Below are 24,393 nucleotides of genomic sequence, written 5' to 3' on the forward strand. Positions count from 1 at the left end.
CTGCACTCCCAACGCCGCCCGTGCGGCATCCGTTTCGGCATGAGACATGCTGTTCAGTACCTCGAAGCGCCGCCTGCAGCCGTTGCTGCAAGCGCGTTTCCGACATCCAGCCGCCAAAGGAGGCATCATGCGCCAGATCGCTCAGCCCATCATTACGCAGACTGACTACCAGCAGCTCGACCGCCTGCTCGATAGCCTTGAGGAATTCGGCCCGGCTGCCGAGGCGCTCGAAGAGGAGCTGGAGCGCGCCAAGGTGGTACCGCCTGATGAGGCGGAAGGTGTTGTAACCATGCATTCCCAAGTGCATTGCCGCGAAGAAGGCAGTGGCAAGGAATACCATCTGCGTCTGGTGTATCCCAACGAAGCCCGGGAAGAAGGCACCGTATCCGTGCTAACGCCCGTGGGCAGTGCACTGCTAGGGCAGACGGTAGGTCAGCGCGTTGAGTGCACGGCACCCGGCGGGAAAACGCTGCACCTGTCGCTACTGGAGCTGGAGCCGACGGCCAAGGCAGTCGGCTACTGATCAGACTGCCATGAATGCCTGGTTGAGCGCCTCTTCCAGCTCTGCCTTGAGCCTCAGGTAGGCCAGGGTGTGCGGGCGAGGCTCGCCAGGCACGTGCAGAAGATCCAGATCCGTCAGGTAGCAGCGATAACGTTCTCCGGTACGGCGGCGCGCCAGAATATGGCGTGCCACCTCCTGGTACAGCCGTGGGCCGTAGTCGAGCTCGGAAAACTCACGGTGATCGCAATATAGGGTTACCAGACGGCGCCCGGCCTTGGTGGCGGTCACAATGGCCTGAACCGCATAGTACGGCACCGTTTCCAGGGGCAGATCAATCTGTCGCCGCTCCAGATGCCGCGCCCGTTGAGGTGCTGGGGGCAGGACATGGAAATAGTGCATCTCAGCCAGCGGTACCCGACTGGCCTCCAGGGGCACCTGGGCACTCTGTCGACGGTGAATGGAATGCAGGAAACGCTGCAGGGGGGCCAGCAGCGTCTGCTCATCATGGAAAGGCAAGCGCTGTGACCAGAGGGCGTTGTGCTCATCCAGTACGTAGACACGTGCCGTTTCACCTTCCTGTCGATAAAACACTTGAATGCTGCCGGTACGGCCCAGCGGTAGGATAAGGCCGAGTTCGTCACCCTCCAACGCATGGGGGTCCAGGCTCAGGGGCGTCCATTCCTGCTTTGGAGCGGACAGGTGCAGCAGCAACGAATCCCGGTCGGCCAGTGGCGTATGGCTCAGCTTGCCCTCGCGCAGCTCGAGCATGTGGAAACGCTGCTGAATCTGGAGCAGATAGCGCGTCTTGTGCTCACGCAGCATGGCCGTGCGGACTTCGTCGAACACTGCTTCCACGCGCTCTACGATCAGCGGTGCCCGGTTCCGGCAAAAGCTGCGTATCGACAGGCGAGGCAATGACTCCTGATCGCCAGAGGGCAGGCTGTTGAAGTAGGCGCATAAGCAGTCGAGCAGGGCATTGGCCCCTTCGAAGCGGTTGACGTACAGTTCGTTCCAGCTGTTGAGGGTGATCTGGTCCAGCGTCAGCACCAGGTTTTCACGCATCCCGGCGTAGCCCAGGGCGTCGATACGATCGCTGGTGAGGTAGACGTTGCGCTGACTGTGCTGGTAGAGCGGATCGATCCCTACGTTGATCAGCAGCAGCACCTCGCGGGGCGCGGCCGGGCGTAGCAGGACGGCTTCCGGTACGGTGTCCGGTCGGTCGTTGAAGCTCTGCTGGAAACTCTGGATCAGATTGTTGAGTTCGAACGGGGTAAGGTCGCTCTCGCCGGCATGCAAGGTCAGGCGGGTGGCATTGTCGATAATGCCGTTGTAGCGACACCAGGCCAGCAGCTCGGCCAGTTCCCAGGTGCGCTTGAGTGGGGAGTGAGAATGGCACTCTTCTGCCGTCAGGTTGCCACGGTGCAATGACCACGGGCGGCGGCGCTCGCCAAAGGGGCGCTCTTCCTGCACCAGGGTCACAAACTCCTCGGCCAGGTCTGGCGCAATGCCCGGGTTGATAAAGTCGATTTTGCCCGCCTTGCGCTCGAACGCCGCATACAGGCGGCGCCCCAGAATACTCAGGTCGCGCGGGGCGAGGTGGCTTTCAACCTGCTGTTGCTGGGCGAACTGCGCCAGGAAGCGGTAGCTGTGAGTCAGGGCATTGACCAGAATCCGACGCTCGGCGCTGACGTCATCTACCTTCCAACCCTGGCGCTCGTCCAGCTTGCGCAGCATATGCTCATCCCAGCCCCAGGACTGGGTCAGCTTCTCCATCAGCAGACGTTGCCAGCTCTTGCGGCCTTGCCGGGGCGGACGGCTCAGGGGCTTGCCAACCTTGAGGTACAGGCAACGACGGACCAGTTCGAGCCGATCCAGGTCGCCGCGCAGGAGCAGATATTCTTCCAGGCGCTGGTACACCAGCCTATAGGGATCGACCTGATCGAGATCCGTGACGCCCGAATGGACCAGCTGTTTGAGGCGTCGGCTGAGCGTGACCGTGTGCGGGTGCTCGCAGGCGTACAGCTCGGTCACCATGAGTTTCAGGACTGATTTGTAGGGCGAGCTGATCCCTTTGAATAGTTGCCACAGCCCGGCGCCAATGTATTCGCCTGGAGGGATGTGGTCGATATGGCCGAAATCCAGTACCTCGCGCGCCTTGATAAAGCGATGGTGCAATAGTCGCTGGGTAAAGCCTTCGTAGTCGCTCTCCTCCTGAGCGACCGGCACCTGCCACCATAACGGCGTACGGCCGCCTAGCCAGATGGCGGTGCGATAGAACTCGTCGAGTAGCAGAAAGTGCTGCGCCGTACCGCAATCGTCCGACGTCAGGAGCCCCGGGCGCTGGCCCTGGCTGAACTGGTCGGCGTCAATCAGAAAGATATGCAGCTCGGCATTGAGCGAGGCCGCCCAGGTTTCAAGCAGGGCGCACTTGCGCTTCAACTCGGCGAGCGCCTGTGCACTCATGCCGGGGGCATGGCAGAGCCAGATATCCAGGTCGCTGCTGTCGGCCTGGGTCAGGGTGCCCAGGCTGCCCATGAGGTAAAGGCCATGCAGCGGCTCGTCCCGATGTGTACGTGCGGGCTTATAGGCAAACGAGCGGGTAAGGCGACGGGCTTCTGCCAGCTGCTCGTCCGTCGGCTCAAAGCCGGTCAGGCCGGCCGGCGTACTGGCCGAGACATAGCCCGGCAGCATGGGATGATTGACGTGCAGCAACAGGGGCAGCAGGGTCAATACCGGCTGCTGTCGGCTGGGCAGGCCTTCCAGAGCGCGAACGAGGCGACCAGTGTTGATGGTCAGAAAGCGCGCGCGTACCTGCTTGAGGGCTTTGCGATCAATGCCCTCGTCGTCATCCAGTTGAAGGTCAGGGAAACGGGTCATGACGGGTCCATAGCTAAGCCGCAAGCGTACCAGTCGTACCCATAAAGTACGACTGGTTCACAGTGCGTTCGTCTCGCTGGACGCTACCGCCTGTCCAAAACCACCGGTGGGCGGTTCGCTCTGTGCTACTCCACGTCCGTACCGGTTTCCGGCAGGTCCGGCAGCGCCCGCAGCAATTGTTCGTAGCGGGCCGTGTCGAAGGGACGGTCTTCGGTCATCATGGTTTCGATCTCATTGGCCAGCACAATCGCCATCAGGTGGACGATTTCCTCACGTTCGTGCCCTACCAGGGTCAGTTTATTGAAGACGGCCTGTGTAAAAGGCGGTTCGCCGGCCGCCAACTGGTTCTCGATCGCCGAGATCAGATGGGATTCGACAAAGGATTCTTCGTTGTCATCATGGTCAGACATGGTATTGGTTCACTCAGGACAGTTGATGCCAGTCACTGGCAGATAATGGAGTTCAAGCAGCAATGATTACCTGCTACACCCTCGTTAACGGTATGTTAACCCCTAAGACCATTACGCCCGACGAGCCTTTCCCTCAGGATGCCTTGTGGATCGATCTTTTATCGCCTACCGATGAGGAAGAGCAGTTCCTGGAAAAGAGCCTGGCGGTAAACATTCCGACCCGGGAAGAGATGGCCGAAATCGAAGAGTCGTCCCGTCTGTACGAGAGTGAGCGGGCCCTGCACATGACGACAACGGTCGTCAGCGGATTCAGCGAACACCAGCCGACGGCTTCGGTGCTCAACTTTGTTTTGACGCCCGAGTGGCTGGTAACGGTGCGTTACGCCGAGCTATCAGCCTTTCGTGCCTTTCGCACCAAGCTCAGCCAGCACCCCGGACTGCACAAGCGCAGCGATACCATTTTCATCTCGCTGCTCGACAGCCTGGTCGACCGGATTGCCGATATTCTCGAATCGGTTCAGGCCCATCATAACCGGCTGGCCAATGCCATTTTCCGGGAGCCCAAGCCTGATGACGAAGGGCCCAAGGCGCCCAAGTCGGATCTGCAATCCATTCTGAAGCAGTTGGGGCGCAGCAGCCTGTTGCTGGCCCGGTTGAGCGATAGCCTTCTGGGCATCAATCGATTGCTCAGCTACCTGCGCCGAGCCGCCAGCGAGTGGATCTGTCGTGAAGCCAAAGCCTGGATGAAAACCGTCGAGCGTGACTCCCGCTCGCTGGGGGACTACCAGAACCGCATGAACAACGAAATCAGCTTTTTACTCGATGCCACCCTGGGCCTGATCAATATCGAGCAGAACGGCATCATCAAGGTGTTCTCGATTGCTGCCGTTCTGTTCCTGCCGCCCACGCTGGTCGGTACGGTGTACGGGATGAACTTTGAAAACATGCCCGAACTGAGCTGGCACTTCGGTTATCCTCTTGCCCTGGTGGCCATGGTGGTATCGGCCATCATTCCATATGCCTGGTTCAAATTCCGCGACTGGCTGTAAGGGTCAGGCCGTTGTGCTGACAACGGAGCCCGTGCTACCGTTGGTGGCCTGCAGCAGCGCCGCATAGGCCTGTTGCAGCGAGGCACTGAGGCTGCTGATCTGGGTTTGTACCGCTTGTATCCGTACTTGTTTTTCTTCTTCGGAAGCGTTGCTGGCTTGGACTTGTTGCAACTCTTTCTGGGCCTGCTGCAACTGCTTTTCCAGATCCTTAATGGTCTTCTTGAGCTTTTCGAGAGTGGTCTCGGACTCGCCGCCGCTTTGAACCTCACCACCACCAGCAGGCCCATGCTTGAGTGTCAGGCCTTGATCAGTTTTCCCGCTCTTTTCCACGGGCGTCGCAGAGGTGTCAGTGTCTGCAGAAGTGGCAGATGAAGGCGCAGTGGGTGCGGGTTGAAAGGCAACGTTCAGCGAGGTGGCGAGTCGGTCGGTTATTGTGGACATGGCATCCTGTCTCTTCGAAAGGGTGCCATGCCATCGGCTGGTTATCGCGGAAGTTGATTCAATTGTGATGAGTGGTTGCTAACCGTTACTCGTCGGTCGTAACGGCGTTGTTGGCAACGCTTGTAGAGGCTGACCGATGATCAGCAGCTCACATCCGTAGCCTTTTACTTAGCCGTACAGCAGATGCAGCGAGACCGCCAGCACACCCAGAAACGCCCATACCACACTAAAGATAAGCGGGGAGCGCAGCGAAAACAGCAGCGATTTTCGGTAACGGCTGCCATTGAGAGGCTCGTTTCCTGCGCCGTAAAGCGGCGTCACGCGGGTTACACAGGGTTCGTTCAGGGTGTCCAGCAGCTCGCATTGTTTGCGGTGCCAATGCTCGATTACATCAAAGGCAGCCTTGATGCCAGGCCAGGCGTGGATCGATGTCACCAACCCCAACAATGCCAGCAGAGTGGGCACATATAGGGTGAACTGAGTGCCCCATTGGCTGTTGGTATTGCTCATTGAAGACGCGAACGCAATCATCAGAAAGGACTGCGACGACAGATAGGCGTTGGTCCGGTTGGACAACATCGACGACTCGAACTGGATCTCCGCGCGGTAGAAATCAAGCTGCTCCCGGAGGCTGCCAAAGAGTGTTTCCGCCTTGTCCGTACGGGGATGCGCGGCTCCCGTAGGGCTCATCATGTGGATCGCTCCTGCTCAAAAAAGCTCTCTTGTAGGGCTTTTAAGACCGTGTAGAGTTCCGGTTCAAAGGCAACGCGCGAAGTCTTGTACAAGAAAAACTTTTCACCGCCGCATTGGGCGTCTACGGTTATCTGGCTTATCTGTCCAATGCCTTGGAGGCATGTCGAATGCTCAAGCTCTATGGGTTTCCCGTCAGCAACTACTACAACATGGTCAAGTTTGCGTTGCTCGAAAAGGGGCTGGAATTCGAATCCGTCACGGTTTTCCCCAGCCAGGACGAACAGTTTCTTACCATCAGCCCCTGCGGCAAGGTGCCGGTGCTGGAAACCGAACATGGCTTTATCAGCGAAACCAGCGTGATTCTCGAGTACATCGAGGAAACCCAACCGGGAACGCCGCTGTTGCCGACCGATCCGTTCGCGCGTGCCCGCGTGCGTACCCTCATGCGCGAGATCGAACTCTATATCGAGCTGCCGGCGCGTCAGTGTTACCCAGAGGTATTCTTTGGCGCCAAGGTCGACGAAGCCATCAAGGAAAAGGCCCGTCACGAATTAAGATCCGGTATCGCCACGCTCAAGCGGCAGGGGGCGTTCTCGCCTTATGTGGCAGGCGATACGCTGACCCTGGCCGATGTCTACTTTCTCTACAGCATCGACCTTGCCCGTGGGGTTGCCGAGCAATTGTTCAGCCTTGACCTTATGGCAGGCTTTCCGGCTGCCCAGTCGCTGCTGGATCGCCTGAAGCAGAACGCCCATGTGCAGCGGCTGTATGAAGAAAAGGCCCAATCCATGAGCAGTTTCCTGGCCATGGTTCGCAAGCGTCTGGAAAGCGCCTGACCCAAGCGTTTTGTCGGTCGCAGGGCACGCCTGTCTGGCATGATGGTCAATCCAGCACTTAGCCATCAGCAACGAGGACATTGTCATGCGTATCGGATTCATCGGTTTGGGTGGAATGGGCAAGGGCATGGCCGGCAACCTGATCAAGGCCGGCCATGAGGTCCTGGTCTGGAATCGCTCGCAGCAGGCGGTTCAGGAAATGGTCAGCCAGGGTGCCAAGGCCGCCAGCGAGCCCGCGGACGCATTTGATGCCGAGGTGGTGGTGTCCATGCTGGCGGACGATGCCTCTACCCGCGCCGTCATTCTCGACAGTGGCGCGCTGGACCGTGCCCGCGCGGGGGCAATCCACCTCAGCATGGCCACGCTGTCGGTTGCCTTTGTAGCCGAATTGATCGAGCGTCATGCCAAGGCAGGCGTCGACTACATCTCCGCGCCGGTCTTCGGGCGTACCGATGTGGCCGTAGCCGGCAAGCTGAACATTGTGGTGGCCGGCCCGCAGGCTGCGGTGGATAAGGTCCAACCGTTGCTGGATGCCATGGGCCAAACGACATGGCCGCTGGGTGAGGACCCGCTACGGGCCAATATCGTCAAGATTGCCGGTAATTTCATGCTGGCAAGCGCTATCGAGACGATGGGCGAAGCGTCCGCCTTGACCAAGAGTTATGGCGTCGAGCCAGCGGATCTGCTGAATATCCTCACCAACACCCTGTTTGCGGCACCGGCTTACAAGAATTACGGAGCGATGATTGCCGAGCAGCGCTTCGAGCCGGCTGCCTTCAAGCTGACCCTTGGCCTGAAGGATGTCGGGCTGGCGCTAAGTGCCGGTCAGGCGAAGAACGTACCGCTGCCGTTTGGCAGTGTGCTGCGGGATAACCTGCTGGAAGCCGTTGCCCAGGGCGAGGGGCATCTGGACTGGTCTGCATTGGGCGGTCGTGCGCTCAAGCGCTCCGGGCAGGCATAGGCAGAGCAGGGCGCCATCACGTGTATGGCGCCCGTTCCGGTTTACCGGCTCGCCAGTAATTCCCGGCCGCGCTGAACGGCGGCGCGGACCTGCGCCGGTGCGGTGCCGCCGATGTGGTCACGGGCGTTGACCGAGCCTTCCAGGGTGAGGACGTCAAACACGTCCTGCTCAATCTGATCGCTGAAACGGCGTAGTTCTTCCAGGCTCATCTCGGCCAGATCCTTGCCGGAGTCCACTCCATACTTCACGGCGTGTCCCACGATCTCGTGGCAATCACGGAAGGGCAGCCCCTTGCGCACCAGATAATCAGCCAGGTCGGTAGCCGTGGAGAAACCACGACGGGCGGCTTCACGCATAACGTCGCGCTTGGGCCTGATAGCCGGGATCATATCGGCAAAGGCGCGCAGGGAATCACGCAGCGTGTCGGCAGCGTCGAACAGCGGCTCCTTGTCTTCCTGGTTGTCCTTGTTGTAGGCCAGGGGCTGGCCCTTCATCAGCGTCAGCAGGCCCGTCAGGGCGCCAAACACCCGGCCCGTCTTGCCACGCACCAGCTCCGGTACGTCCGGGTTTTTCTTTTGCGGCATGATCGAGGAGCCCGTGCAGAAGCGGTCGGGCAGATCGATGAACTGGAACTGGGCGCTCGTCCACAGTACTAGCTCTTCAGAGAAGCGCGACAGGTGCATCATGGCCAGCGAGGCAGCCGAGCAGAATTCGATGGCGAAGTCGCGATCGGATACACCGTCCAGCGAATTGCCGCCAACGGCCTCGAAGCCCAGCAGCTCACGTGTGATCTCGCGTTGGATTGGGTACGTGGTTCCGGCCAGGGCGGCGCTGCCCAGCGGCATGCGGTTCACGCGCTTGCGGCAGTCCACCAGACGCTCATGGTCGCGTGACAGCATCTCGAACCAGGCCAGCAGGTGATGGCCGAACGTCACGGGCTGCGCGGTCTGCAAATGGGTGAAGCCGGGCATGATGGTGTCAGCTTCACGCTCGGCCTGCTCCAGCAGACCCTGCTGCAAGCGGGTGATCTCCGCAAGGATTACATCGATCTCGTCGCGTAGCCACAACCGAATGTCTGTCGCGACTTGATCATTTCGACTGCGACCGGTGTGAAGTTTTTTACCAGTGATGCCGATACGGTCAGTAAGACGGGCTTCGATGTTCATGTGCACGTCTTCAAGATCGACGCGCCATTCGAACTGGCCTGTCTCGATTTCGTGCTGGATCTGGTTCAGTCCGTCTGCGATGGCGTCGCGTTCGGCATCCGTCAATACACCCACTTTGGCCAGCATGGTGGCGTGAGCGATGGAGCCCATGATGTCGTGGCGGTACAGGCGCTTATCGAAGTCGACCGAAGCGGTAAAACGTGCGACGAAGGCGTCGACGGGTTCGCTGAAGCGACCGCCCCAGGATTGATTGGTTTTTTCGTTGCTCATTGGTGGGCTCGCAAATGGCACTGAACGTGAATGGACGTAACGGGATGATAACAGCCTTGCGCTGGTGCAACGTGCACCACAGTTATCCCGTTAACTTTAAAACAACCTTGCCGTTCGTCGGATAGTAGTAAACACTTTGACCATGCCTATCAAATACCTGACCAAGCGCCGGCCTGCCCCGGTCGATGAGTTTTTCGTACCGGAGCTATGCGAGTCGGAAGCCCTGCTTGTCCTGATTGTGCTGGCGGAACTGCTGGTCCTGGTGCTCGTTTTGGCCGATCCCCTGACCACATCCTTCAACTGGGTACGGTTGGCGCTGGTCTCGCTGTTCGTGCAATGGAACGTGCTGCTCTCGGCCGCTGTTCTCTGCCGTTTGCGGCCTTTTCTGGCACGCCTGAAGCCGGCATTGGCTGGAGTTATCTGCTGCGCCCTGGTGGTGGGGCTGACCCTGGCCTGCACTGCCGTGGCTGACTGGCTGGAGCTGGCCGGCCCTATGCAGCAGTCCGGCGAGGTCAAGCTGTATGAGCGGCATGCCCTTATCGCGCTGATCATGTCGGCCCTGATGCTGCGGTATTTCTATCTGCAGAGCCAGTGGCGGCGCCAGCAGCAGGCCGAACTCAAGGCACGGATCGAGTCGCTTCAGGCCCGTATCCGTCCGCATTTTCTATTCAACAGTCTCAACAGTATTGCCAGCCTGATCGCCATCGACGCCGACAAGGCTGAACGTGCCGTGCTAGACCTGTCCAGCCTGTTCCGGGCCAGCCTGTCCAAGCCTGGAACACGGATTCGCTGGTCGGAAGAGCTGGAGCTGTCACGTCGCTACCTGGAGATCGAGAAGCTACGCTTGGAAGATCGTCTTCAGGTCGACTGGCGCATCGATGGTGTGCCGGATGATCTGCCGATCCCGCAGTTGACGCTGCAACCGCTTCTGGAAAACGCCTTGATTTACGGGATTGCGCCGCGGATCGAGGGTGGATGTGTGGTGGTCGAGGCGACCTATGTCGCAGGGATATTCGAATTATCGATGAGCAATCCATTCGATGAGCAGGCCGAGCAACATCCTCGGCCGCCAAAAGGTACGAAACAGGCTTTAACCAATATCGAATCGCGACTAACGGCACTTTTCGGCCCGGGAGCGAGTCTCAAAATCGAACGCCGTGACCAACGGCACATAACCTGTCTTCGCTATCCATGCGAGCGACTCACGCAGGAAGCCTGAGCCTATGAACGTCCTAATCGTCGATGACGAACCGTTGGCGCGCGAGCGTCTGGCCCGTCTGGTTGGGCAACTAGACGGCTATAAAGTCTTGGAGCCCTCCGCCAGCAATGGCGAAGAAGCGTTGGCCCTGGTCGAAAGCCTGAAGCCGGATATCGTATTGCTCGATATTCGTATGCCAGGTCTGGACGGGCTACAAGTAGCTGCCCGACTATGCGAGCGAGAAGCACCGCCTGCGGTTATTTTCGTAACCGCCCATGATGAATTTGCACTGGAGGCCTTCAAGGTCAGTGCCGTGGGGTATCTGGTCAAGCCGGTACGCCAGGAAGATCTTGAGGAGGCCCTGAAAAAAGCCGAACGCCCTAATCGCGTTCAGCTGGCTGCACTGACCAAGCCGCCGTCCAGCGGCGGTCCGGGGCCGCGCAGCCATATCAGCGCCCGGACCCGCAAGGGCATCGAGCTGATTCCGCTGGATGATGTCGTTTATTTCATTGCCGATCACAAATACGTGACCCTGCGTCACGGCAACGGTGAAGTCCTGCTGGACGAGCCGCTGAAGGCGCTGGAAGACGAGTTCGGTGACCGGTTCGTCCGTATCCACCGCAATGCCCTGGTGGCGCGGGAGAGGATCGAGCGCTTGCAGCGTACGCCGCTGGGCCATTTCCAGCTGTATCTGAAAGGGCTCAATGGCGATGCGTTGACGGTCAGCCGACGACATGTAGCCGGTGTACGACGCCTGATGCAGAACCTGTGACGCTGAGGGGCAGGACCTGCCGTTCTGTGCGCACGGCGCGCGGACGATTGGTCTTGCCTATCAGGGCGAAAGCGGCTTGCGACAGGAGAGCCTGTTATCATTCCGGTCATGTTTCAATCCCGGAATAGGCTCATGAACCGCGAGATTCGCATTGCCACGCGTCAAAGTGCGCTTGCCCTGTGGCAGGCCGAGTATGTAAAGGCCCGTCTGGAGGCAGCCCACCCGGGGTTGCACGTCAGTCTGTTGCCGATGACCAGCCGGGGCGACAAGCTGCTCGATGCACCGCTGGCGAAGATTGGTGGCAAGGGCTTGTTCGTCAAGGAGTTGGAAACGGCGCTGCTCGAAGGCGAGGCCGACATTGCCGTGCATTCCATGAAGGATGTGCCGATGGAGTTTCCCGAAGGCCTTGGGCTCTACGCCATCTGCGAGCGGGAAGATGCACGCGATGCCTTCGTTTCCAACACCTATTCCAGTCTGGCGGATCTGCCGGCCGGTAGCATTGTGGGTACTTCCAGTCTGCGCCGTCAGGCCCAGCTGCTGGCCCAACGCCCAGACCTTGAGATCCGTTTCCTAAGGGGCAACGTCAATACGCGCCTTGCCAAGCTGGATGCAGGCGATTATCACGCCATCATCCTGGCAGCGGCCGGGCTGATCCGTCTGGGCTTTCAGGACCGCATCCGTGAATCCATCAGTGTCGAAGACAGCCTTCCGGCAGGTGGACAGGGCGCGGTAGGCATCGAGTGCCGCACGGACGATGCCGAAGTCCACGAACTCCTGAAGCCGCTCCATCATCTGGAGACCGAGCAGCGCGTCATTGCCGAGCGCGCCATGAACCGCCATCTCAACGGCGGCTGCCAGGTGCCCATTGCCTGCTATGCCATCCGCGAAGGCGAAGAACTCTGGTTGCGTGGCCTGGTGGGTCAGCCGGATGGCACCCTGCTGCTGCGCGCCGAGGCGCGGGGATCGGTTATCGACCCGTCTGCACTGGGTATCCAGGTTGCGGATGAGCTACTTGCCCAGGGCGCCGGTGACATTCTGCGGGCCGTTTACGACGAGGCTGCTCAGCCATGACGGCCTGGCGGCTGCTTCTGACCCGTCCGGCCGAAGAGTGCATACCTCTGGCGGCTGCACTGGACGAGCGGGGTATTCACAGCGCCAGCCTGCCGTTACTGGCCATCGAGCCGCTGCCTGAGACACCGGAGCAGCGCACCCTCGTGCTGGATCTGGACCGCTACAAGGCGGTCATCGTGGTCAGCAAGCCGGCCGCCCGGCTCGGCCTGGAGCGGCTTGACCAGTACTGGCCGCAGCCGCCCATTAACCAGACCTGGTTCGCCGTAGGCGCCGCCACGGCGGATATTCTCGAAGCCTATGGCCTTTCGGTCATCACGCCCGACCAGAGCGAAGACAGCGAGGGCATCCTGGCCTTGCCGCAGCTTGATCAAGCCTTGCAGGAGGCTGATCCCCGCGTGCTGATCCTGCGGGGCGAAGGTGGCCGGGAAACCATGGCCGACACGCTGCGTGAGCGAGGCGTGCAGGTCGACTACCTTGAGTTGTACCGGCGCGTATTGCCGGATCATCCACAAAATGCCCTGACCGAGTGCCTTGCAGCGGAACGCCTCAATGGCATCATGGTCAGCAGTGGGCAGAGTTTCGCGCACCTGCGTACCCTGGCCGGCTCTGCATGGCCGGACGTGTGTTCGGTGCCGCTGCTGGTACCCAGCGAGCGTGTGGCCGAGCAGGCCCGCGCGGCCGGTATCCAGCGTGTCATTACCTGTCATGGCGCCAGTACCGCTGCGGTACTGGCGGCGCTTGAAGAGCATCATCCTTGAATAACCGATCAAAGGAAGGACTTGTGAGCGAAACAGTCACTCCCACTGACGATGCCGTACCGGCATCTGGCGAGACCGTCAACGCGACGCCTCCACCTGCCCCGACTCCGGAAAAGCCCCGGCGTGGCAGTGCCGGGCTGGCTCTGCTGGCATTACTGGTAGGCGCTGCCGGCCTGGCGGCCGGTGGCTGGAGCCTCTGGCAGACACGGACCCTGCATGAGCAGGATCATGCCCAGCTGGCTCAGCTTGAAGATGCCCGTAGCCTGACGCGTCAGGTCGAGCAGCGTGAGCAGGCTCTGGCCGCTCAGCTGGAAAAGCTGCCCAATGCAGAAGATTTCGAAAGCCGCCGCCGGCTGATGAGCCAGCTGCAGGCCGACCAGCAGCACCTGGCCCAGCAATTCAATGAAGTGGTTGGGCAAAGCCGGCAAGTCTGGCGTCTGACCGAGGCCGAGCACCTGATGCGCATGGCCACGCTGCGCCTGACAGCGCTGCAGGATGTGCCCAGCGCGCAAAACCTGCTCCAGGCGGTCGATGAGATTCTCAAGTCGCAGAACGATCCGGGCGCCTTTGCCGTGCGCCAGCAGCTGGCGAGCAGTCAGCAGGCGCTGCGCCAGTTGCCGGATCTGGACCGCACCGGTCTGTTCGTTCGGCTGTCCGCTTTGCGAGATCAGGTACAGACGCTTGAGCCGCTGCCGCCGCGCTTTGTGCACCCCGAGGGGGACCAGCCTGGTGTCCAGGCCAGCGAGGAAAGCACGAACCGCTTCGTGCGTGCCTGGCAGCGCCTGCGCGAGCGTGTTTCCGGCTACTTCCGGATCGATTTTTCAGCGGACAAACCCATCAAGCCGCTGCTGGCTGAGGAAAGCCTGGCCCAGGTCCGCCTGGCCATGAACTTGGCCCTTGAGCAAGCTCAGTGGGGAGCACTCAATGGCAACCAGGCGGTCTACCAGCGTGCGCTGACCCAGGCGCAAGGCGTTCTTGAGGCTCACTTCAATAGCCAGAACGCTGAAAGCCGCGCGGTTCGTGAGACCTTGAGCGAGCTGGCGGACAAGCCTGTAACGCTCAATCCACCGGATCTCAGCCCGACGCTGTCGGCTCTTCAGGCGTATATCGCCCGCCGTCAGCAACCTGAATCGACTACTTCTGCCCAGCCTGCACCCCCGGCTGCGTCGCCTGCCCAGGAGGAGCAACTGTGAAACGACTGACTCTGCTGTTCCTATTTGCCGTACTGGTTGCCCTCGGGGTAGCCGTCATCATGGCGGATGAGCCAGGCTATGTGCTGTTCTCCTACAACAGCTTCCGTTACGAATCGAGCTTCTGGGGGTTCCTCGCCCTGATCGTAGCGGCCGTGATCGTCCTGTACCTGTTGCGGCTGGCCTTGTCGGCCCTTGGCGTTTCGGGCCGAGTGGTCAATCCCTGGTCGCGTTACAACAAGCAGCGCCGTGTCGCCCAGGCCGCTCATCGTGGTCAGCTGGAGCTGGCTGAAGGTGACTGGTCGTCAGCGCTCAAGCACCTGAAGACTGCAGCGGAAAGCGATGCACACCCGCTGACTCACTATCTGGGTGCCGCCCGGGCTGCCAACGAGATGGGTCAGTACGAAGAAAGCGACGCGCTTCTGCAGAAGGCCCGAGAGCGCGAGCCCCATGCCGATGTGGCCATCGGTCTGACTCAGACTCAATTGCAGATCCATCGGGCGCAGTATTCCGAGGCACTGGCAAGCCTGGCGCCTTTGCATGCAAAGTATCCCAAGCATCCCTACGTACTCTCACTGATGCAGCGCCTGTATGTGACCACGCGTGATTGGCCGGCACTGATCGGCCTGTTGCCGGAGTTGCGCAAACAGCGGGTTCTGGGCGAATCGGAATTAAGTGATCTTGAGCGCCGCGCCTGGTTGGCCTCGCTGGATGAGGTTAGCCCCATTGGCGATGAGGCACCTATACAGGCAATAGCGCGCCAATGGCAGCAGGTCCCCAGTGCGCTGAAAAGCGACGTGGAAATCGCCCATGCCTACGCGGCTCGTTTGCATGAGCTGAACCGAGAGGATGATGCCGAGGACGTACTGCGTGCTGCCATCAAGCGTAATTACGACGACCGGTTGGTCCGCCTGTATGGCTACATCAAGAGCCGTGACCCGGCCAAACAGCTGCAGTTGGCCGAGGGCTGGCTACGTAACCGTCCAAACGACCCCGTTCTGTTGCTGACGCTGGGCCGTCTGTGTCAGACCAACCAACTCTGGGGTAAGGCGCGGGATTATCTCGACGCCAGCCTGAGCGCCCAGCGCACACCCGAGGCCTGCGGTGAGTTGGCACGTCTTCTGACCCATCTGGGCGAGACGGATCGCAGCAACCAATTGCTGCTGGAAAGCACCGGCAGCCGCCCGACTCCTCCGGCGCTGCGGGCCTAAGAGGTGTTTATGCAGGGTCTGGTGCGCTTCTTCACGCCAGACCCTTTATCCCCCTTGCAGCACCTCTCATCCGCCCTACCGCGTATAAGCTGCTTTACTTCGCTTGAAAGGCCGCAACGCTTTCACTACCGTAGCGACCTCTATTTCTTTTGGAGCCGTCCTGCTCGTGACTAGCCCGCGTTTTATTTTTTCGCTAATCGCTATTGCTTGCGCCGTGCTCATGGCCGCCGGCCTTTACCTTGAGCACGTCCTCGGCCTTGAACCCTGCCCGCTCTGTATCGTCCAGCGGATATTCTTCATCATCGCCGGCATCCTGGCGTTCATCGCGGCCCTGCATAATCCGGCTACCCGCGGCCAGCGTGTCTATGCGGTCCTGATCTTTCTGTCCTCGGCCCTGGGCGCTGCGACCGCCGGTCGGCAAGTGTGGCTGCAGACGTTACCGGCCGACCAGCTGCCTGCCTGCCTGCCCAGCCTGGATTACATGATGCAGGCCCTGCCATTCCAGGACGTTGTGCGCCTGGTTCTGCATGGCACGGCCGATTGCGCCGAAGTGAACTGGACATTGTTTGGCATGAGCGTGCCGGAGTGGAGCCTGCTGGCCTTTACCGGCTTTATTCTGCTTTCGATCTATCAGTTCTTCCGCCGCTCCCGTGGTGTCATTGTCCGATAATCGGAAGGCCGTTCAGCAGGTCGCAGGGGTTGCAGTCGATCACTGAACGGCACTACTCTGCTTCGACGGTGTCCGAACAGTCTCTGGTTGGATTAACCGGGTCGAACGCCTTACGACGAAGACCGTCGGGGCTATTGTTTCGCCGCTGAGGAAGAGTTCGTCATGCTTGAACGTTGCCGAAATGCACAAGAACGTTGGGGTGGGGTGCACCAGATGATTGATCGCTGGTTGCAGGAACGTCAAAAACTGGTAACGGCATATCAAGCCCTGCAGCTAGAGCCTCAGTTGGCTCCGATGGTAAACCACAAGGGCCTTGAGCAGCTGTGCGATCTGCTCGTGGACTATGTATCGGCAGGGCACTTCGAAATCTATGAGCAACTGATGAACGAGGCAAAGGCCTTTGATGATCAGCGTGCCATGGAATTTGCCCATACCGTTTATCCACGCCTGCAGGCCTTGACCGAGGCTGCCCTGAATTTCAATGACCGTTGCGACAGTGGCGACTGCCATGAGCCGGCTCGCCTGCTGGTTGAGCTGCAGCAACTGGGCAAACTGCTCGATGAGCGCTTCGAGCTTGAAGACTGCCTGATCGAAGTGCTGCACAATTCGCATCAGCTGCAGCCAATGTCCACGCCCGGCGTGGCCGCGTCTCAACAGCCGGTCTATTGAGTGACGCGCTGATCGATGCACATGAAAAACCCCGCCTAAGCGGGGTTTTTTGTGCCCGATGGATTAGCAGAATTCTGCCGGATCCGGGCCCAGGCGCTTGCCTTCATCCAGAGCGGCGATCTTTTGCATGTCATCGCTGTCGAGGCTGAAGTCGAAGATATCGGCGTTTTCACGGATACGTTCGGGATTGGTGGATTTAGGAAAAATGATTGAGCCAAGTTCGACATGCCAGCGCAGGATGACCTGAGCAGGCGTCTTGCCATGCTTTTTCGCCAGTTCCTGGAACAAAGGATGCTTGAGCAGCTCGCCGCCCTGAGCCAACGGGCTCCAGGCTTCGGTCAGGATATTCTTCTGACGGTTCACTTCGCGCAGGGCATTTTGCTGCAGCAGCGGATGAACTTCGATCTGATTCACCACTGGGGTTACGCCGGTTTCCAGAATGATTTGCTCCAGATCTTCCTGGCGGAAGTTGGAGACGCCTACCGAGCGAACGCGACCCTCTTCACGCAGGCGCAGGAACGCTTTCCAGGTATCCAGAAACTTGTCAGCCTTGGGGCAGGGCCAGTGAATGAGGTAGAGGTCTACGTAGTCCAGCTTGAGCTTGGACAGGCTCTCGTCAAAGGCCTTGAGGGTTTCGTCGAAGCCCTGGCGCTCGTTCCACAGCTTGGTTGTCACGAAGAGTTCGCTGCGGTCGATGCCGGATTCAGCGATGCCCTGGCCTACGCCTTCCTCGTTATTATAGGCAGCCGCTGTATCGATGTGGCGGTAGCCCATTTCGAGGGCTGAGCGGATCAGCTGGGGCGCTTCTTCGTTCGGGGTTTTCCAGGTACCCAGGCCGAACTGGGGAATATGGTGACCGTCATTGAGTTGAAGGCTCGGAATCGAGGACATGATTACTCCTGTGTCGAGATGAAGGGAGTCGTATATTTCCGGCGGTATCGGTGATACGACCGGGGAGAAGCCGTTTCTATCCCGGCGCGTTACGAACGGGCTCGGGAGCATGGGGCAGACGCGCCTCCAACGCCTGGGCCAGATAGCGGACAAAGACCTTGATACGGCGAGGCACGTGCCGGCGGTACGGGTAGACCGCGTAGATGTCGGCACGGGGTGCCTCGTACGCGGTCAGCAGCGGCAGCAGGGCGCCCGAGGCGAGGTGCTCATGGACATCCCACCAGGAGCGCAGGATCAGCCCATGGCCGTCCAGCGCCCATTGCAGGGCAACTTCTCCATCATTGCTCGACAGGCTGCCGCTGACCTTGTGGGCGTACTCACGTCCCTCCTTATGGAAGCGCCAGATAGCGTAGTCGCTGCCATCCTGGCGCAGCACGATGCAGTTATGTGCACTCAGCTCGGATACCTCATGGGGCGTACCGGAGCGGCTCAGATAGGCTGGAGAGGCACAGAGCAGGCGCGGATTGCCCAGCAGGCGATGGCCGACCAGGCGTGAGTCCGGCGGCTCGCCCATGCGAATACCGATATCCATGCCCTGGTCCAGCAGGCTGAGCGGCTGGCTGGTCAGCTCAAGGGATAGCTCGACATCAGGGTACTCCTGGGCGAAGCGGGACAGGACAGGGGCGAGGTGGCGTCGCCCAAAGCCAAAGGTTGCGTTGATTCTGAGCTGCCCGCGCAAGGTCTGGCGTTGGTTGCCCAAGGCGCTTTCCAGCTCCTCCAACTGCTGGAGAATCGGCCGGGCGCCCTCCAGGTACAGCTCGCCTTCTGCCGTCAGGTCCAGCCGCCGCGTCGTGCGTTGTACCAGCTGAACGCCCAGGCGCTGTTCCAGCTGCGTCAGTCGCTTGCTTACTGCAGGCAGTGACAGCCCCAGCTCACGCGCCACGGCGGTAAGGCTGCCCCGTGTGGCGACGCGCTGGAAAAAGCTGAGGTCATCGATGGCGGACATGCAATTCTTTACCTGGATTCAATAATGGCTTTCGTCAAAGGCGAATTGTGTGGGTCAGGGGAGTGAATAACACTGGCCGGACTGTGTATCAACTACAAGAGGATTCGCCCATGAGCACGCCCTGTTACCGGATTGCAGTCATTCCCGGCGATGGCATCGGCAAGGAAGTCATGCCTGAGGGCATTCGGGTCATGGATGCCGCTGCAAAGGCATTCAACCTGACGCTGCAATGGGATTGGTTTGATTTTGCCTGTGCGGATTACTACGTGAAGCACGGCAAGATGATGCCGGACAACTGGTTCGAACGGCTCAAGGGCTACGACGCGATTTACTTTGGCGCGGTGGGCTGGCCCGAGGTGGTTCCTGATCATGTCTCCTTGTGGGAGTCGCTGCTGAAATTCCGCCGTGACTTCGACCAGTACGTGAACCTGCGCCCCTGCCGCCTGATGCCGGGCGTGAGAAGCCCGCTGGCCAACCGCAAGCCGGGTGATATCGATTTCTATGTGGTGCGCGAGAATACCGAAGGCGAATACTCCAGCATCGGCGGCAAGATGTTTGCCGGCACCGAGCGCGAAGTGGTCATGCAGGAAACGGTCATGAGCCGTATCGGGGTCGATCGCATCCTCAAGTTCGCCTTTGAGCTGGCGCAGCGGCGTCCGAAGAAACACCTGACCTCGGCCACCAAATCCAACGGCATTTCCATCACCATGCCTTACTGGGACGAGCGGGTAGAAGCCATGGCGGCAGGCTATCCAGAGGTCAAGGTCGACAAGTACCACATCGATATCCTGACGGCGAACTTTGTGCTGCATCCGGACTGGTTCGACGTCGTCGTGGCAAGCAATCTGTTCGGGGACATTCTTTCCGACCTTGGCCCGGCCTGCACGGGTACGATCGGTATTGCGCCTTCGGCCAACATCAATCCGGACCGCCGCTTCCCCAGCCTGTTCGAACCCGTCCATGGCTCGGCGCCGGACATTGCAGGCCAGGGGATTGCCAATCCCATCGGACAGATCTGGTGCGGCGCGATGATGCTGGAGCACCTGGGCCACCATGACGCCGGCGCGGCAGTACTGGCTGCCATCGAGACCGTTCTGGCAAAAGGTCCGGACAATGCACCGCTGACACGGGATATTGGCGGGACGGGAACGACCGAGGCGCTTGGCAAGGCCATTGCCGCGCAGTTCTGAAGGGTCTCTTCTGGCTTAATAAAAAGCCCCGCCTCGGCGGGGCTTTTCAGGTCCAGTGATGCTTACGCCCGTCGGGGCAGGGTAAAGCTGAGCAGGAAGAGCGCTGCGGCCGAGACCACGATGGAGGGGCCGGCAGGCGTGTCCTGATACCACGACAGCGATAGGCCCAGGCACACCGCAATGATACCCAGCACACTGGCGCCAAAGGCCATTTGCTCGGGGCTGCGGGCATGGCGCTGCGCGGCAGCGGCGGGAATGATGAGCAGCGACGTGATCAGCAGGACGCCGACGATTTTCATCGCGACCGCAATCACGATGGCAATGAGCAGCATCAGGGCCATGCGGATGGCCGTAACCGGCAGGCCTTCCACCTGGGCCAATTCCTCGTGGACGGTAATGGCTAGCAGAGGGCGCCAGAGCGCGGCCAGCGCGGCCAGTACGATCACGCTGCCGATCAGAATCCACCACAGATCGCTCTGGCTGACGGCAAGCAGATCCCCAAAGAGATAGCTCATCAGGTCGATCCGTACGTCCTTCATGAAGGACAGAGCCACCAGGCCTAGCGACAAGGTGCTGTGAGACATGATGCCCAGCAGCGTATCGGCGGCCAGGCCCCGGCGGCGCTGGAGCAAGACCAGGAGCACAGCCAGAACGACGCAGCCAACGGTAACCGCCAGGGTCGGGCTGACATCAAGCAAAAAGCCCATTGCCACACCGAGCAGGGCTGCGTGGGAAAGGGTGTCGCCAAAATAGGCCATACGTCGCCAGACCACGAACGATCCCAGCGGCCCGGCAACAACCGCCAATGCAAGCCCGGCGAGCAAGGCGTAAAGAAGAAAATCAGCCATGCTTGCAGTGTTCACCATGGACGTGGGGTTTCATCACGACGCCACCATGCAGTTCATGGGCATGGTCGTGGTGATGGTGGTAGATCGCGAGGCTGCGCGCGTCCTGGCCGAACAGTTCGACAAAGGCCGGATCGCCGCTGACCTGCTCGGGATGGCCGGAGCAGCAGATGTGATGATTCAGGCAGACGACCTGATCAGTGGTGCTCATGACCAGATGCAGGTCATGGGAAACCATCAGCACGCCACAGCCGTAGCGGTTGCGCAATTGGGTAATGAGCCGATAAAGCTCCGCCTGACCGCTTACGTCCACACCCTGGACCGGCTCGTCGAGCACTAGCAGCTCGGGCTTGCGCAGGAGCGCACGGGCCAGCAGCACGCGCTGCAACTCGCCTCCGGAAATGGTTTGCAAGGGGCTGTCGAGTAAGTGATCTGCACCTACCTCAGCCAGGGCGCTGGCGGCACTTGTACGGTCTACACCCGGCACGAGCCGCAGGAACCGCAGCACAGAGAGCGGAAGCGTTGCGTCTACGTGCAGCTTTTGCGGCATGTAGCCAATCGTCAGGCGTGGCTGACGCCAGACGCTGCCGGTGTCCGGCTTGAGCAGACCCAATACGGTACGCACCAGTGTTGTCTTGCCAGCCCCGTTGGGCCCGATCAGCGTGACGATTTCGCCACGCGTGAGGGTCAGGTTTACCTGATCAAGAATGTTCTGCCCGGAAAAGCGCACGCCCACATCGGACAGCTGGATCAGCGCATCGCTCATTGAGCGTCCTGGCAGGCAGAGCAGAGGCCGATGACTTCGACCGTCTGGCCTTCGACCTTGAAGCCGACCGTGCCGGCACCTGCCTGAATAGCCTCATGAATGGCTGGCTGTTCAAGCTCGATCGCCACATGGCAATGGCGGCAGATCAGGAACTGACCTTGGTGGGCATGCCCTGGGTGATTGCAGCCAATGAAAGCGTTCAGGGAGGCGATGCGGTGCACCAGGCCGTTTTCAAGCAGGAAATCCAGCGCACGATAAACGGTCGGCGGTGCAGCACGGCGGCCGTCCTGCTCGCTGAGGACCGCCAGGATGTCATAGGCCCCGAGCGGCTTGTGGCTTTGCCAGACCAGCTCCAGCACGCGGCGGCGCAGGTCGGTCAGGCGTACACCGGACTTCGTGCACAGCGATTCGGCCTCACCCAGCGCATGGGTGACGCAATGGGAATGGTCATGCGGGCGAGAAGCCAGAGGGATACTCGTCATTGAAATGAGCCGTTTGTGAATAGGGACGTTATTATATTGCAAACGTACTGCTTTGAGACCCTTCCGTGATCCGATCCCTGATTGCCGGCGCTCTGTTCGGCCTGACCGCTTTTGCAGCCTCGGCCTATGCCGAGGTCAACGTACTGACCAGCATCAAACCCCTGCAGCTGATTGCTGCGGCGGTGCAAGAGGGTGTCGATACGCCCGATGTCCTGCTGCCACCAGGCGCCTCCCCGCACAACTACGCCCTGCGGCCTTCCGACATACGGCGCATCCGCGAGGCGCAGCTGTTCTATTGGGTAGGGCCGGACATGGAAGTCTTTCTCAAGGATGTGTTGCCCGGCCGGGACAAGCCCAGCGTCGCCATACAGGAGCTACCTGATCTGCACCTGCGGCGCTTCGTCAATTTCAGCGCCGAAGCAGATCACGAGCACGAACACGACCATGGCCATGACGAAGCTTTCGAGCACGACCATGACCATCGTCCCGGCTCTATCGATGCGCATCTCTGGCTCTCGCTGAACAACGCACGTGTGATCGCTGCCAGGATGGCTGCCGATCTCTCGGCCCAGGACAGTGCCAACGCCGACCGCTACAAGGCGAATCTGGCAGCCTTCAATCAGCGGCTCGACCGCCTCGATGGCCAGCTCAAGCAGGATCTGACGCCCTTGATCGGCAAGCCGTATTTCGTCTTCCATGAGGCCTTCGACTACCTCGAGGAAGCCTACGGCCTGTCACACCGTGGTGTATTTGCCATCAGTGGGGATGTGCAGCCGGGCGCCCGCCATGTTGCCGCAATGCGCGCCATGCTCAAGAGCGCTGGGCCCACCTGTGTCTTTACCGAGCCGCCGCTGCGCCCGCGTCTGGCCGATACGCTGAGCCAGGGCCTGCCAGTCACGCTGTCCGAACTGGATCCGCTGGGCGCTGATGCGCCAGTCAATGCCTCCGGTTATGAGACGCTGCTGATCAACCTGACGGGCAAGCTGACGGATTGCCTGGGTAAAATTTAGGCAAAGGCGATTTTGACTAGCTGAGTCGTTGAGGCAGGGGCTTCGTACACAGGACGAAGCCCTCGAAGAGCTTACAGCGACAGGGGGAGCCGCAGCGCAACACTCTGGCGCTGGGCGAGACGGTGCTCGAACTCGGCAGGGTCGTGGATCAGCACATCCTGACCGGCAAAGGCCTTGGCGGCAATCAGGCGGGACAGCCAGAAGCGTACGCAGGCAATCCGCAGCATAACCGGCCAGAGTTCGACTTCGAGCGGCGTGAAGCGGCGCTTGGCGGCATAGGCGGCCAGTAATGAGCGGGCGCGCGGCTCGTCGAGCGAGCCGTCTTCGCGGGAGCACCAGTCATTCACCGTGATGGCGAGGTCATAGAGCATCCAGCCTGAGCAGGCATTGTAGAAGTCGATTACGCCAGACAGGTGCGGCCCGTCGAACATCACGTTGTCGCGGAACAGGTCGGCATGCAGGTTGGCGCATGGCAGGCTGGGGTTTCGCTCCTGCAGCGCGCGAATCTCATCCAGTGTGTTATGCAACATCGCCCGGGCCGATTCGGGTAGCTCGTTTGCCAGTTGTGGGCCCTGCTCCAGCATCCAGGCAAGACCCCGGTCGCTTGGGCGCTCGATGATTCGATCGCGTGTTGCCAAGTGGATGCAGGCCAGCAGCGAGCCGACTTCCTGGCAGTGATGAGGGTTCGGTGCGCGCTCATGCTTGCCCGGTAGCCGCGGCTGCAACAGGGCAGGCTTGCCCTTCAGGGTCCGTAGTCCGTCTCCCGCCTCGGTGCGCAGCGCATACGGCACTGGCAGATCGGCTTCATGCAGCACATCCAGGAGCTGGATGAAAAACGGCAGATCGGCTGCCGGACCGCGCTCGACCAGTGTCAGCACGAACTCACCGCCTTCCAGGCTGATGAAGTAGTTGGTGTTCTCGGACCCTTCGGCAATACCGCGAAAGTCGCGCAGGCGGCCAAGGCCGTAGTCTGCCAGGAAAGCTTCAAGCGTCGGGCGGTCGAGCGGGGTAAAGACGGACATGGGGTGAAGCTTTCCTCAAAGCGTCATGGACGAGAACGGCCTGCAAGCCGAAAAACGGCGGGCAGTTTACCGCCTGCTGCCACCTGAGGAACAGTCACCCGTACCGACAGGGCCGAATAAAATCACCAGCGGAAAATTTCCCATTGGGGAATCAGCATGTCGGGCTGGTCCGAGCGGATGAAATTGCTGTCGCCATCGGCGCGCACCAGAAAATACGGCTTGCCGTGCTTGGGAGTGATTTTGATGGCATACAGAAAACCGTTCACGCGGTATTCCTGGATGGTCTTGTCGCCATCATGACGGATAGTCACGTCCGGCTCGGGCGAAGGGTCCTCCTGGGCCAGTACGGGTACGGTAGGGGCAGCTAAAAGACCGATGAGTAAAAGTCTGCTGAGCACTCGCATGGTAACCTTGTCCTTTTGAATAGGTCAGAGGAA

Annotated in this window: 26 protein-coding genes; 14 read left to right on the forward strand and 12 right to left on the reverse strand. The window is 60.3% G+C overall.

Annotation, left to right across the window (positions count from 1 at the left end; genetic code table 11):
* Positions 1 to 127: 127 nt before the first annotated feature.
* Positions 128 to 523 (forward strand): nucleoside diphosphate kinase regulator, encoded by a 396-nt coding sequence (gene rnk / locus PLU01S_RS01410; RefSeq protein WP_074821715.1) that lies wholly within the window; start codon positions 128 to 130, stop codon positions 521 to 523.
* On the opposite strand, the gene PLU01S_RS01415 is transcribed toward rnk, so the two are convergent.
* Positions 524 to 3,379, reverse strand: coding sequence for a class I adenylate cyclase (locus PLU01S_RS01415; RefSeq protein ID WP_074821275.1), 2,856 nt, complete (start codon positions 3,377 to 3,379; stop codon positions 524 to 526).
* A gap of 125 nt (positions 3,380 to 3,504) precedes the next feature.
* Positions 3,505 to 3,789 (reverse strand): hypothetical protein, encoded by a 285-nt coding sequence (locus PLU01S_RS01420; RefSeq protein WP_010796527.1) that lies wholly within the window; start codon positions 3,787 to 3,789, stop codon positions 3,505 to 3,507.
* Between the two features lie 62 nt (positions 3,790 to 3,851).
* On the opposite strand from PLU01S_RS01420, the gene PLU01S_RS01425 reads away from it, so the two are divergent.
* Positions 3,852 to 4,838 carry a magnesium transporter CorA family protein gene (locus tag PLU01S_RS01425; protein WP_010796528.1) on the forward strand — a complete coding sequence of 329 codons (987 nt, stop codon included), beginning with the start codon at positions 3,852 to 3,854 and terminating at the stop codon, positions 4,836 to 4,838.
* 3 nt (positions 4,839 to 4,841) lie between these two features.
* Here PLU01S_RS01425 and PLU01S_RS01430 read toward each other — a convergent pair whose 3' ends face one another.
* Both PLU01S_RS01430 and PLU01S_RS01435 read right to left on the reverse strand, forming a co-directional pair.
* The gene (locus PLU01S_RS01430) at positions 4,842 to 5,279 is read right to left on the reverse strand and encodes a FlxA-like family protein (RefSeq protein WP_083397801.1); all 438 of its coding nucleotides are present in this window, start codon (positions 5,277 to 5,279) and stop codon (positions 4,842 to 4,844) included.
* A 168-nt stretch (positions 5,280 to 5,447) separates the two neighbouring features.
* Entirely contained in the window at positions 5,448 to 5,972 is a 525-nt protein-coding gene (locus PLU01S_RS01435; protein WP_125888128.1) for a RipA family octameric membrane protein, read from the reverse strand.
* 167 nt (positions 5,973 to 6,139) lie between these two features.
* Here PLU01S_RS01435 and PLU01S_RS01440 point away from each other — a divergent pair, with 167 nt between their 5' ends.
* Both PLU01S_RS01440 and PLU01S_RS01445 read left to right on the forward strand, forming a co-directional pair.
* A complete protein-coding gene (locus PLU01S_RS01440) occupies positions 6,140 to 6,808 on the forward strand; it encodes a glutathione S-transferase family protein (protein WP_074821277.1) in 669 nt (222 codons plus the stop codon).
* Between the two features lie 85 nt (positions 6,809 to 6,893).
* A complete protein-coding gene (locus tag PLU01S_RS01445; RefSeq protein WP_010796532.1) occupies positions 6,894 to 7,769 on the forward strand; it encodes an NAD(P)-dependent oxidoreductase in 876 nt (291 codons plus the stop codon).
* A gap of 41 nt (positions 7,770 to 7,810) precedes the next feature.
* Here PLU01S_RS01445 and argH read toward each other — a convergent pair whose 3' ends face one another.
* Complete coding sequence (argH, locus tag PLU01S_RS01450; RefSeq protein WP_074821280.1) at positions 7,811 to 9,205, reverse strand: argininosuccinate lyase; 1,395 nt, start codon at positions 9,203 to 9,205, stop codon at positions 7,811 to 7,813.
* Positions 9,206 to 9,347: 142 nt separating this feature from the next.
* Between argH and PLU01S_RS01455 the strand changes: the two genes are divergently transcribed.
* The 8 genes from PLU01S_RS01455 to PLU01S_RS01490 all read left to right on the forward strand — a co-directional run bounded on the left by PLU01S_RS01455 (position 9,348) and on the right by PLU01S_RS01490 (position 16,744).
* Positions 9,348 to 10,424: a sensor histidine kinase gene (locus PLU01S_RS01455; RefSeq protein WP_074821282.1), complete on the forward strand. Its 1,077-nt coding sequence runs from the start codon at positions 9,348 to 9,350 to the stop codon at positions 10,422 to 10,424.
* 4 nt (positions 10,425 to 10,428) lie between these two features.
* The gene (locus PLU01S_RS01460; RefSeq protein WP_010796535.1) at positions 10,429 to 11,175 is read left to right on the forward strand and encodes a LytR/AlgR family response regulator transcription factor; all 747 of its coding nucleotides are present in this window, start codon (positions 10,429 to 10,431) and stop codon (positions 11,173 to 11,175) included.
* Between the two features lie 108 nt (positions 11,176 to 11,283).
* Positions 11,284 to 12,246, forward strand: coding sequence for a hydroxymethylbilane synthase (gene hemC, locus PLU01S_RS01465; RefSeq protein ID WP_230382228.1), 963 nt, complete (start codon positions 11,284 to 11,286; stop codon positions 12,244 to 12,246).
* Positions 12,243 to 13,004: a uroporphyrinogen-III synthase gene (locus PLU01S_RS01470; RefSeq protein ID WP_074821285.1), complete on the forward strand. Its 762-nt coding sequence runs from the start codon at positions 12,243 to 12,245 to the stop codon at positions 13,002 to 13,004. The genes hemC and PLU01S_RS01470 overlap by 4 nt, the downstream gene beginning before the upstream one ends.
* 23 nt (positions 13,005 to 13,027) lie before the next feature.
* A complete protein-coding gene (locus PLU01S_RS01475; RefSeq protein WP_074821287.1) occupies positions 13,028 to 14,197 on the forward strand; it encodes a uroporphyrinogen-III C-methyltransferase in 1,170 nt (389 codons plus the stop codon).
* Positions 14,194 to 15,405 (forward strand): heme biosynthesis protein HemY, encoded by a 1,212-nt coding sequence (locus PLU01S_RS01480; protein WP_074821290.1) that lies wholly within the window; start codon positions 14,194 to 14,196, stop codon positions 15,403 to 15,405. The genes PLU01S_RS01475 and PLU01S_RS01480 overlap by 4 nt, the downstream gene beginning before the upstream one ends.
* Before the next feature lie 160 nt (positions 15,406 to 15,565).
* Complete coding sequence (locus PLU01S_RS01485) at positions 15,566 to 16,075, forward strand: disulfide bond formation protein B (protein ID WP_037030661.1); 510 nt, start codon at positions 15,566 to 15,568, stop codon at positions 16,073 to 16,075.
* Between the two features lie 162 nt (positions 16,076 to 16,237).
* Positions 16,238 to 16,744, forward strand: a complete 507-nt coding sequence (locus PLU01S_RS01490) for an Rsd/AlgQ family anti-sigma factor (RefSeq protein WP_010796541.1) — start codon at positions 16,238 to 16,240, stop codon at positions 16,742 to 16,744.
* Between the two features lie 63 nt (positions 16,745 to 16,807).
* Here the strand turns inward: PLU01S_RS01490 and PLU01S_RS01495 are convergent, their stop codons facing one another.
* Both PLU01S_RS01495 and PLU01S_RS01500 read right to left on the reverse strand, forming a co-directional pair.
* Entirely contained in the window at positions 16,808 to 17,635 is an 828-nt protein-coding gene (locus PLU01S_RS01495) for an aldo/keto reductase (protein ID WP_074821293.1), read from the reverse strand.
* A gap of 76 nt (positions 17,636 to 17,711) precedes the next feature.
* Complete coding sequence (locus PLU01S_RS01500; protein ID WP_074821295.1) at positions 17,712 to 18,641, reverse strand: LysR substrate-binding domain-containing protein; 930 nt, start codon at positions 18,639 to 18,641, stop codon at positions 17,712 to 17,714.
* A 110-nt stretch (positions 18,642 to 18,751) separates the two neighbouring features.
* Here PLU01S_RS01500 and PLU01S_RS01505 point away from each other — a divergent pair, with 110 nt between their 5' ends.
* Complete coding sequence (locus PLU01S_RS01505; protein WP_074821298.1) at positions 18,752 to 19,831, forward strand: tartrate dehydrogenase; 1,080 nt, start codon at positions 18,752 to 18,754, stop codon at positions 19,829 to 19,831.
* A 62-nt stretch (positions 19,832 to 19,893) separates the two neighbouring features.
* On the opposite strand, the gene znuB is transcribed toward PLU01S_RS01505, so the two are convergent.
* From znuB to PLU01S_RS01520, 3 genes are read right to left on the reverse strand one after another with little or no spacing between them, the layout of a single operon-like run.
* On the reverse strand, positions 19,894 to 20,679 hold the full coding sequence (gene znuB / locus PLU01S_RS01510; RefSeq protein ID WP_037029903.1) for a zinc ABC transporter permease subunit ZnuB: 786 nt from the start codon (positions 20,677 to 20,679) through the stop codon (positions 19,894 to 19,896).
* Positions 20,672 to 21,442: a zinc ABC transporter ATP-binding protein ZnuC gene (znuC, locus tag PLU01S_RS01515; RefSeq protein ID WP_010796546.1), complete on the reverse strand. Its 771-nt coding sequence runs from the start codon at positions 21,440 to 21,442 to the stop codon at positions 20,672 to 20,674. The genes znuB and znuC overlap by 8 nt, the downstream gene beginning before the upstream one ends.
* Positions 21,439 to 21,924, reverse strand: a complete 486-nt coding sequence (locus PLU01S_RS01520) for a Fur family transcriptional regulator (protein WP_010796547.1) — start codon at positions 21,922 to 21,924, stop codon at positions 21,439 to 21,441. The genes znuC and PLU01S_RS01520 overlap by 4 nt, the downstream gene beginning before the upstream one ends.
* A gap of 65 nt (positions 21,925 to 21,989) precedes the next feature.
* On the opposite strand from PLU01S_RS01520, the gene znuA reads away from it, so the two are divergent.
* Positions 21,990 to 22,934, forward strand: a complete 945-nt coding sequence (gene znuA, locus PLU01S_RS01525; RefSeq protein ID WP_376748339.1) for a zinc ABC transporter substrate-binding protein ZnuA — start codon at positions 21,990 to 21,992, stop codon at positions 22,932 to 22,934.
* A gap of 71 nt (positions 22,935 to 23,005) precedes the next feature.
* Here znuA and PLU01S_RS01530 read toward each other — a convergent pair whose 3' ends face one another.
* On the reverse strand, positions 23,006 to 23,956 hold the full coding sequence (locus PLU01S_RS01530; RefSeq protein ID WP_074821301.1) for a homoserine kinase: 951 nt from the start codon (positions 23,954 to 23,956) through the stop codon (positions 23,006 to 23,008).
* A gap of 122 nt (positions 23,957 to 24,078) precedes the next feature.
* Positions 24,079 to 24,360 carry a DUF2782 domain-containing protein gene (locus PLU01S_RS01535; RefSeq protein WP_010796550.1) on the reverse strand — a complete coding sequence of 94 codons (282 nt, stop codon included), beginning with the start codon at positions 24,358 to 24,360 and terminating at the stop codon, positions 24,079 to 24,081.
* Between the last annotated feature and the right edge of the window lie 33 nt (positions 24,361 to 24,393).

It is taken from the genome of Pseudomonas luteola NBRC 103146 (assembly GCF_002091675.1).
In the GTDB taxonomy this organism is placed as follows: Bacteria; Pseudomonadota; Gammaproteobacteria; order Pseudomonadales; family Pseudomonadaceae; genus Chryseomonas; species Chryseomonas luteola.

Coding starts and splice junctions, on each gene's coding strand:
- rnk (WP_074821715.1), top strand. CDS start 128: ATGCGCCAGATCGCTCAGCCCATCATTACGCAGACTGACTACCAGCAG.
- PLU01S_RS01455 (WP_074821282.1), top strand. CDS start 9,348: ATGCCTATCAAATACCTGACCAAGCGCCGGCCTGCCCCGGTCGATGAG.
- hemC (WP_230382228.1), top strand. CDS start 11,284: ATGTTTCAATCCCGGAATAGGCTCATGAACCGCGAGATTCGCATTGCC.
- PLU01S_RS01430 (WP_083397801.1), bottom strand. CDS start 5,279: ATGTCCACAATAACCGACCGACTCGCCACCTCGCTGAACGTTGCCTTT.
- PLU01S_RS01425 (WP_010796528.1), top strand. CDS start 3,852: ATGATTACCTGCTACACCCTCGTTAACGGTATGTTAACCCCTAAGACC.
- znuB (WP_037029903.1), bottom strand. CDS start 20,679: ATGGCTGATTTTCTTCTTTACGCCTTGCTCGCCGGGCTTGCATTGGCG.
- PLU01S_RS01500 (WP_074821295.1), bottom strand. CDS start 18,641: ATGTCCGCCATCGATGACCTCAGCTTTTTCCAGCGCGTCGCCACACGG.
- PLU01S_RS01505 (WP_074821298.1), top strand. CDS start 18,752: ATGAGCACGCCCTGTTACCGGATTGCAGTCATTCCCGGCGATGGCATC.
- argH (WP_074821280.1), bottom strand. CDS start 9,205: ATGAGCAACGAAAAAACCAATCAATCCTGGGGCGGTCGCTTCAGCGAA.
- PLU01S_RS01535 (WP_010796550.1), bottom strand. CDS start 24,360: ATGCGAGTGCTCAGCAGACTTTTACTCATCGGTCTTTTAGCTGCCCCT.
- PLU01S_RS01495 (WP_074821293.1), bottom strand. CDS start 17,635: ATGTCCTCGATTCCGAGCCTTCAACTCAATGACGGTCACCATATTCCC.
- PLU01S_RS01460 (WP_010796535.1), top strand. CDS start 10,429: ATGAACGTCCTAATCGTCGATGACGAACCGTTGGCGCGCGAGCGTCTG.
- PLU01S_RS01470 (WP_074821285.1), top strand. CDS start 12,243: ATGACGGCCTGGCGGCTGCTTCTGACCCGTCCGGCCGAAGAGTGCATA.
- PLU01S_RS01530 (WP_074821301.1), bottom strand. CDS start 23,956: ATGTCCGTCTTTACCCCGCTCGACCGCCCGACGCTTGAAGCTTTCCTG.
- PLU01S_RS01415 (WP_074821275.1), bottom strand. CDS start 3,379: ATGACCCGTTTCCCTGACCTTCAACTGGATGACGACGAGGGCATTGAT.
- PLU01S_RS01490 (WP_010796541.1), top strand. CDS start 16,238: ATGCTTGAACGTTGCCGAAATGCACAAGAACGTTGGGGTGGGGTGCAC.
- PLU01S_RS01420 (WP_010796527.1), bottom strand. CDS start 3,789: ATGTCTGACCATGATGACAACGAAGAATCCTTTGTCGAATCCCATCTG.
- PLU01S_RS01435 (WP_125888128.1), bottom strand. CDS start 5,972: ATGATGAGCCCTACGGGAGCCGCGCATCCCCGTACGGACAAGGCGGAA.
- znuC (WP_010796546.1), bottom strand. CDS start 21,442: ATGAGCGATGCGCTGATCCAGCTGTCCGATGTGGGCGTGCGCTTTTCC.
- PLU01S_RS01520 (WP_010796547.1), bottom strand. CDS start 21,924: ATGACGAGTATCCCTCTGGCTTCTCGCCCGCATGACCATTCCCATTGC.
- PLU01S_RS01440 (WP_074821277.1), top strand. CDS start 6,140: ATGCTCAAGCTCTATGGGTTTCCCGTCAGCAACTACTACAACATGGTC.
- PLU01S_RS01445 (WP_010796532.1), top strand. CDS start 6,894: ATGCGTATCGGATTCATCGGTTTGGGTGGAATGGGCAAGGGCATGGCC.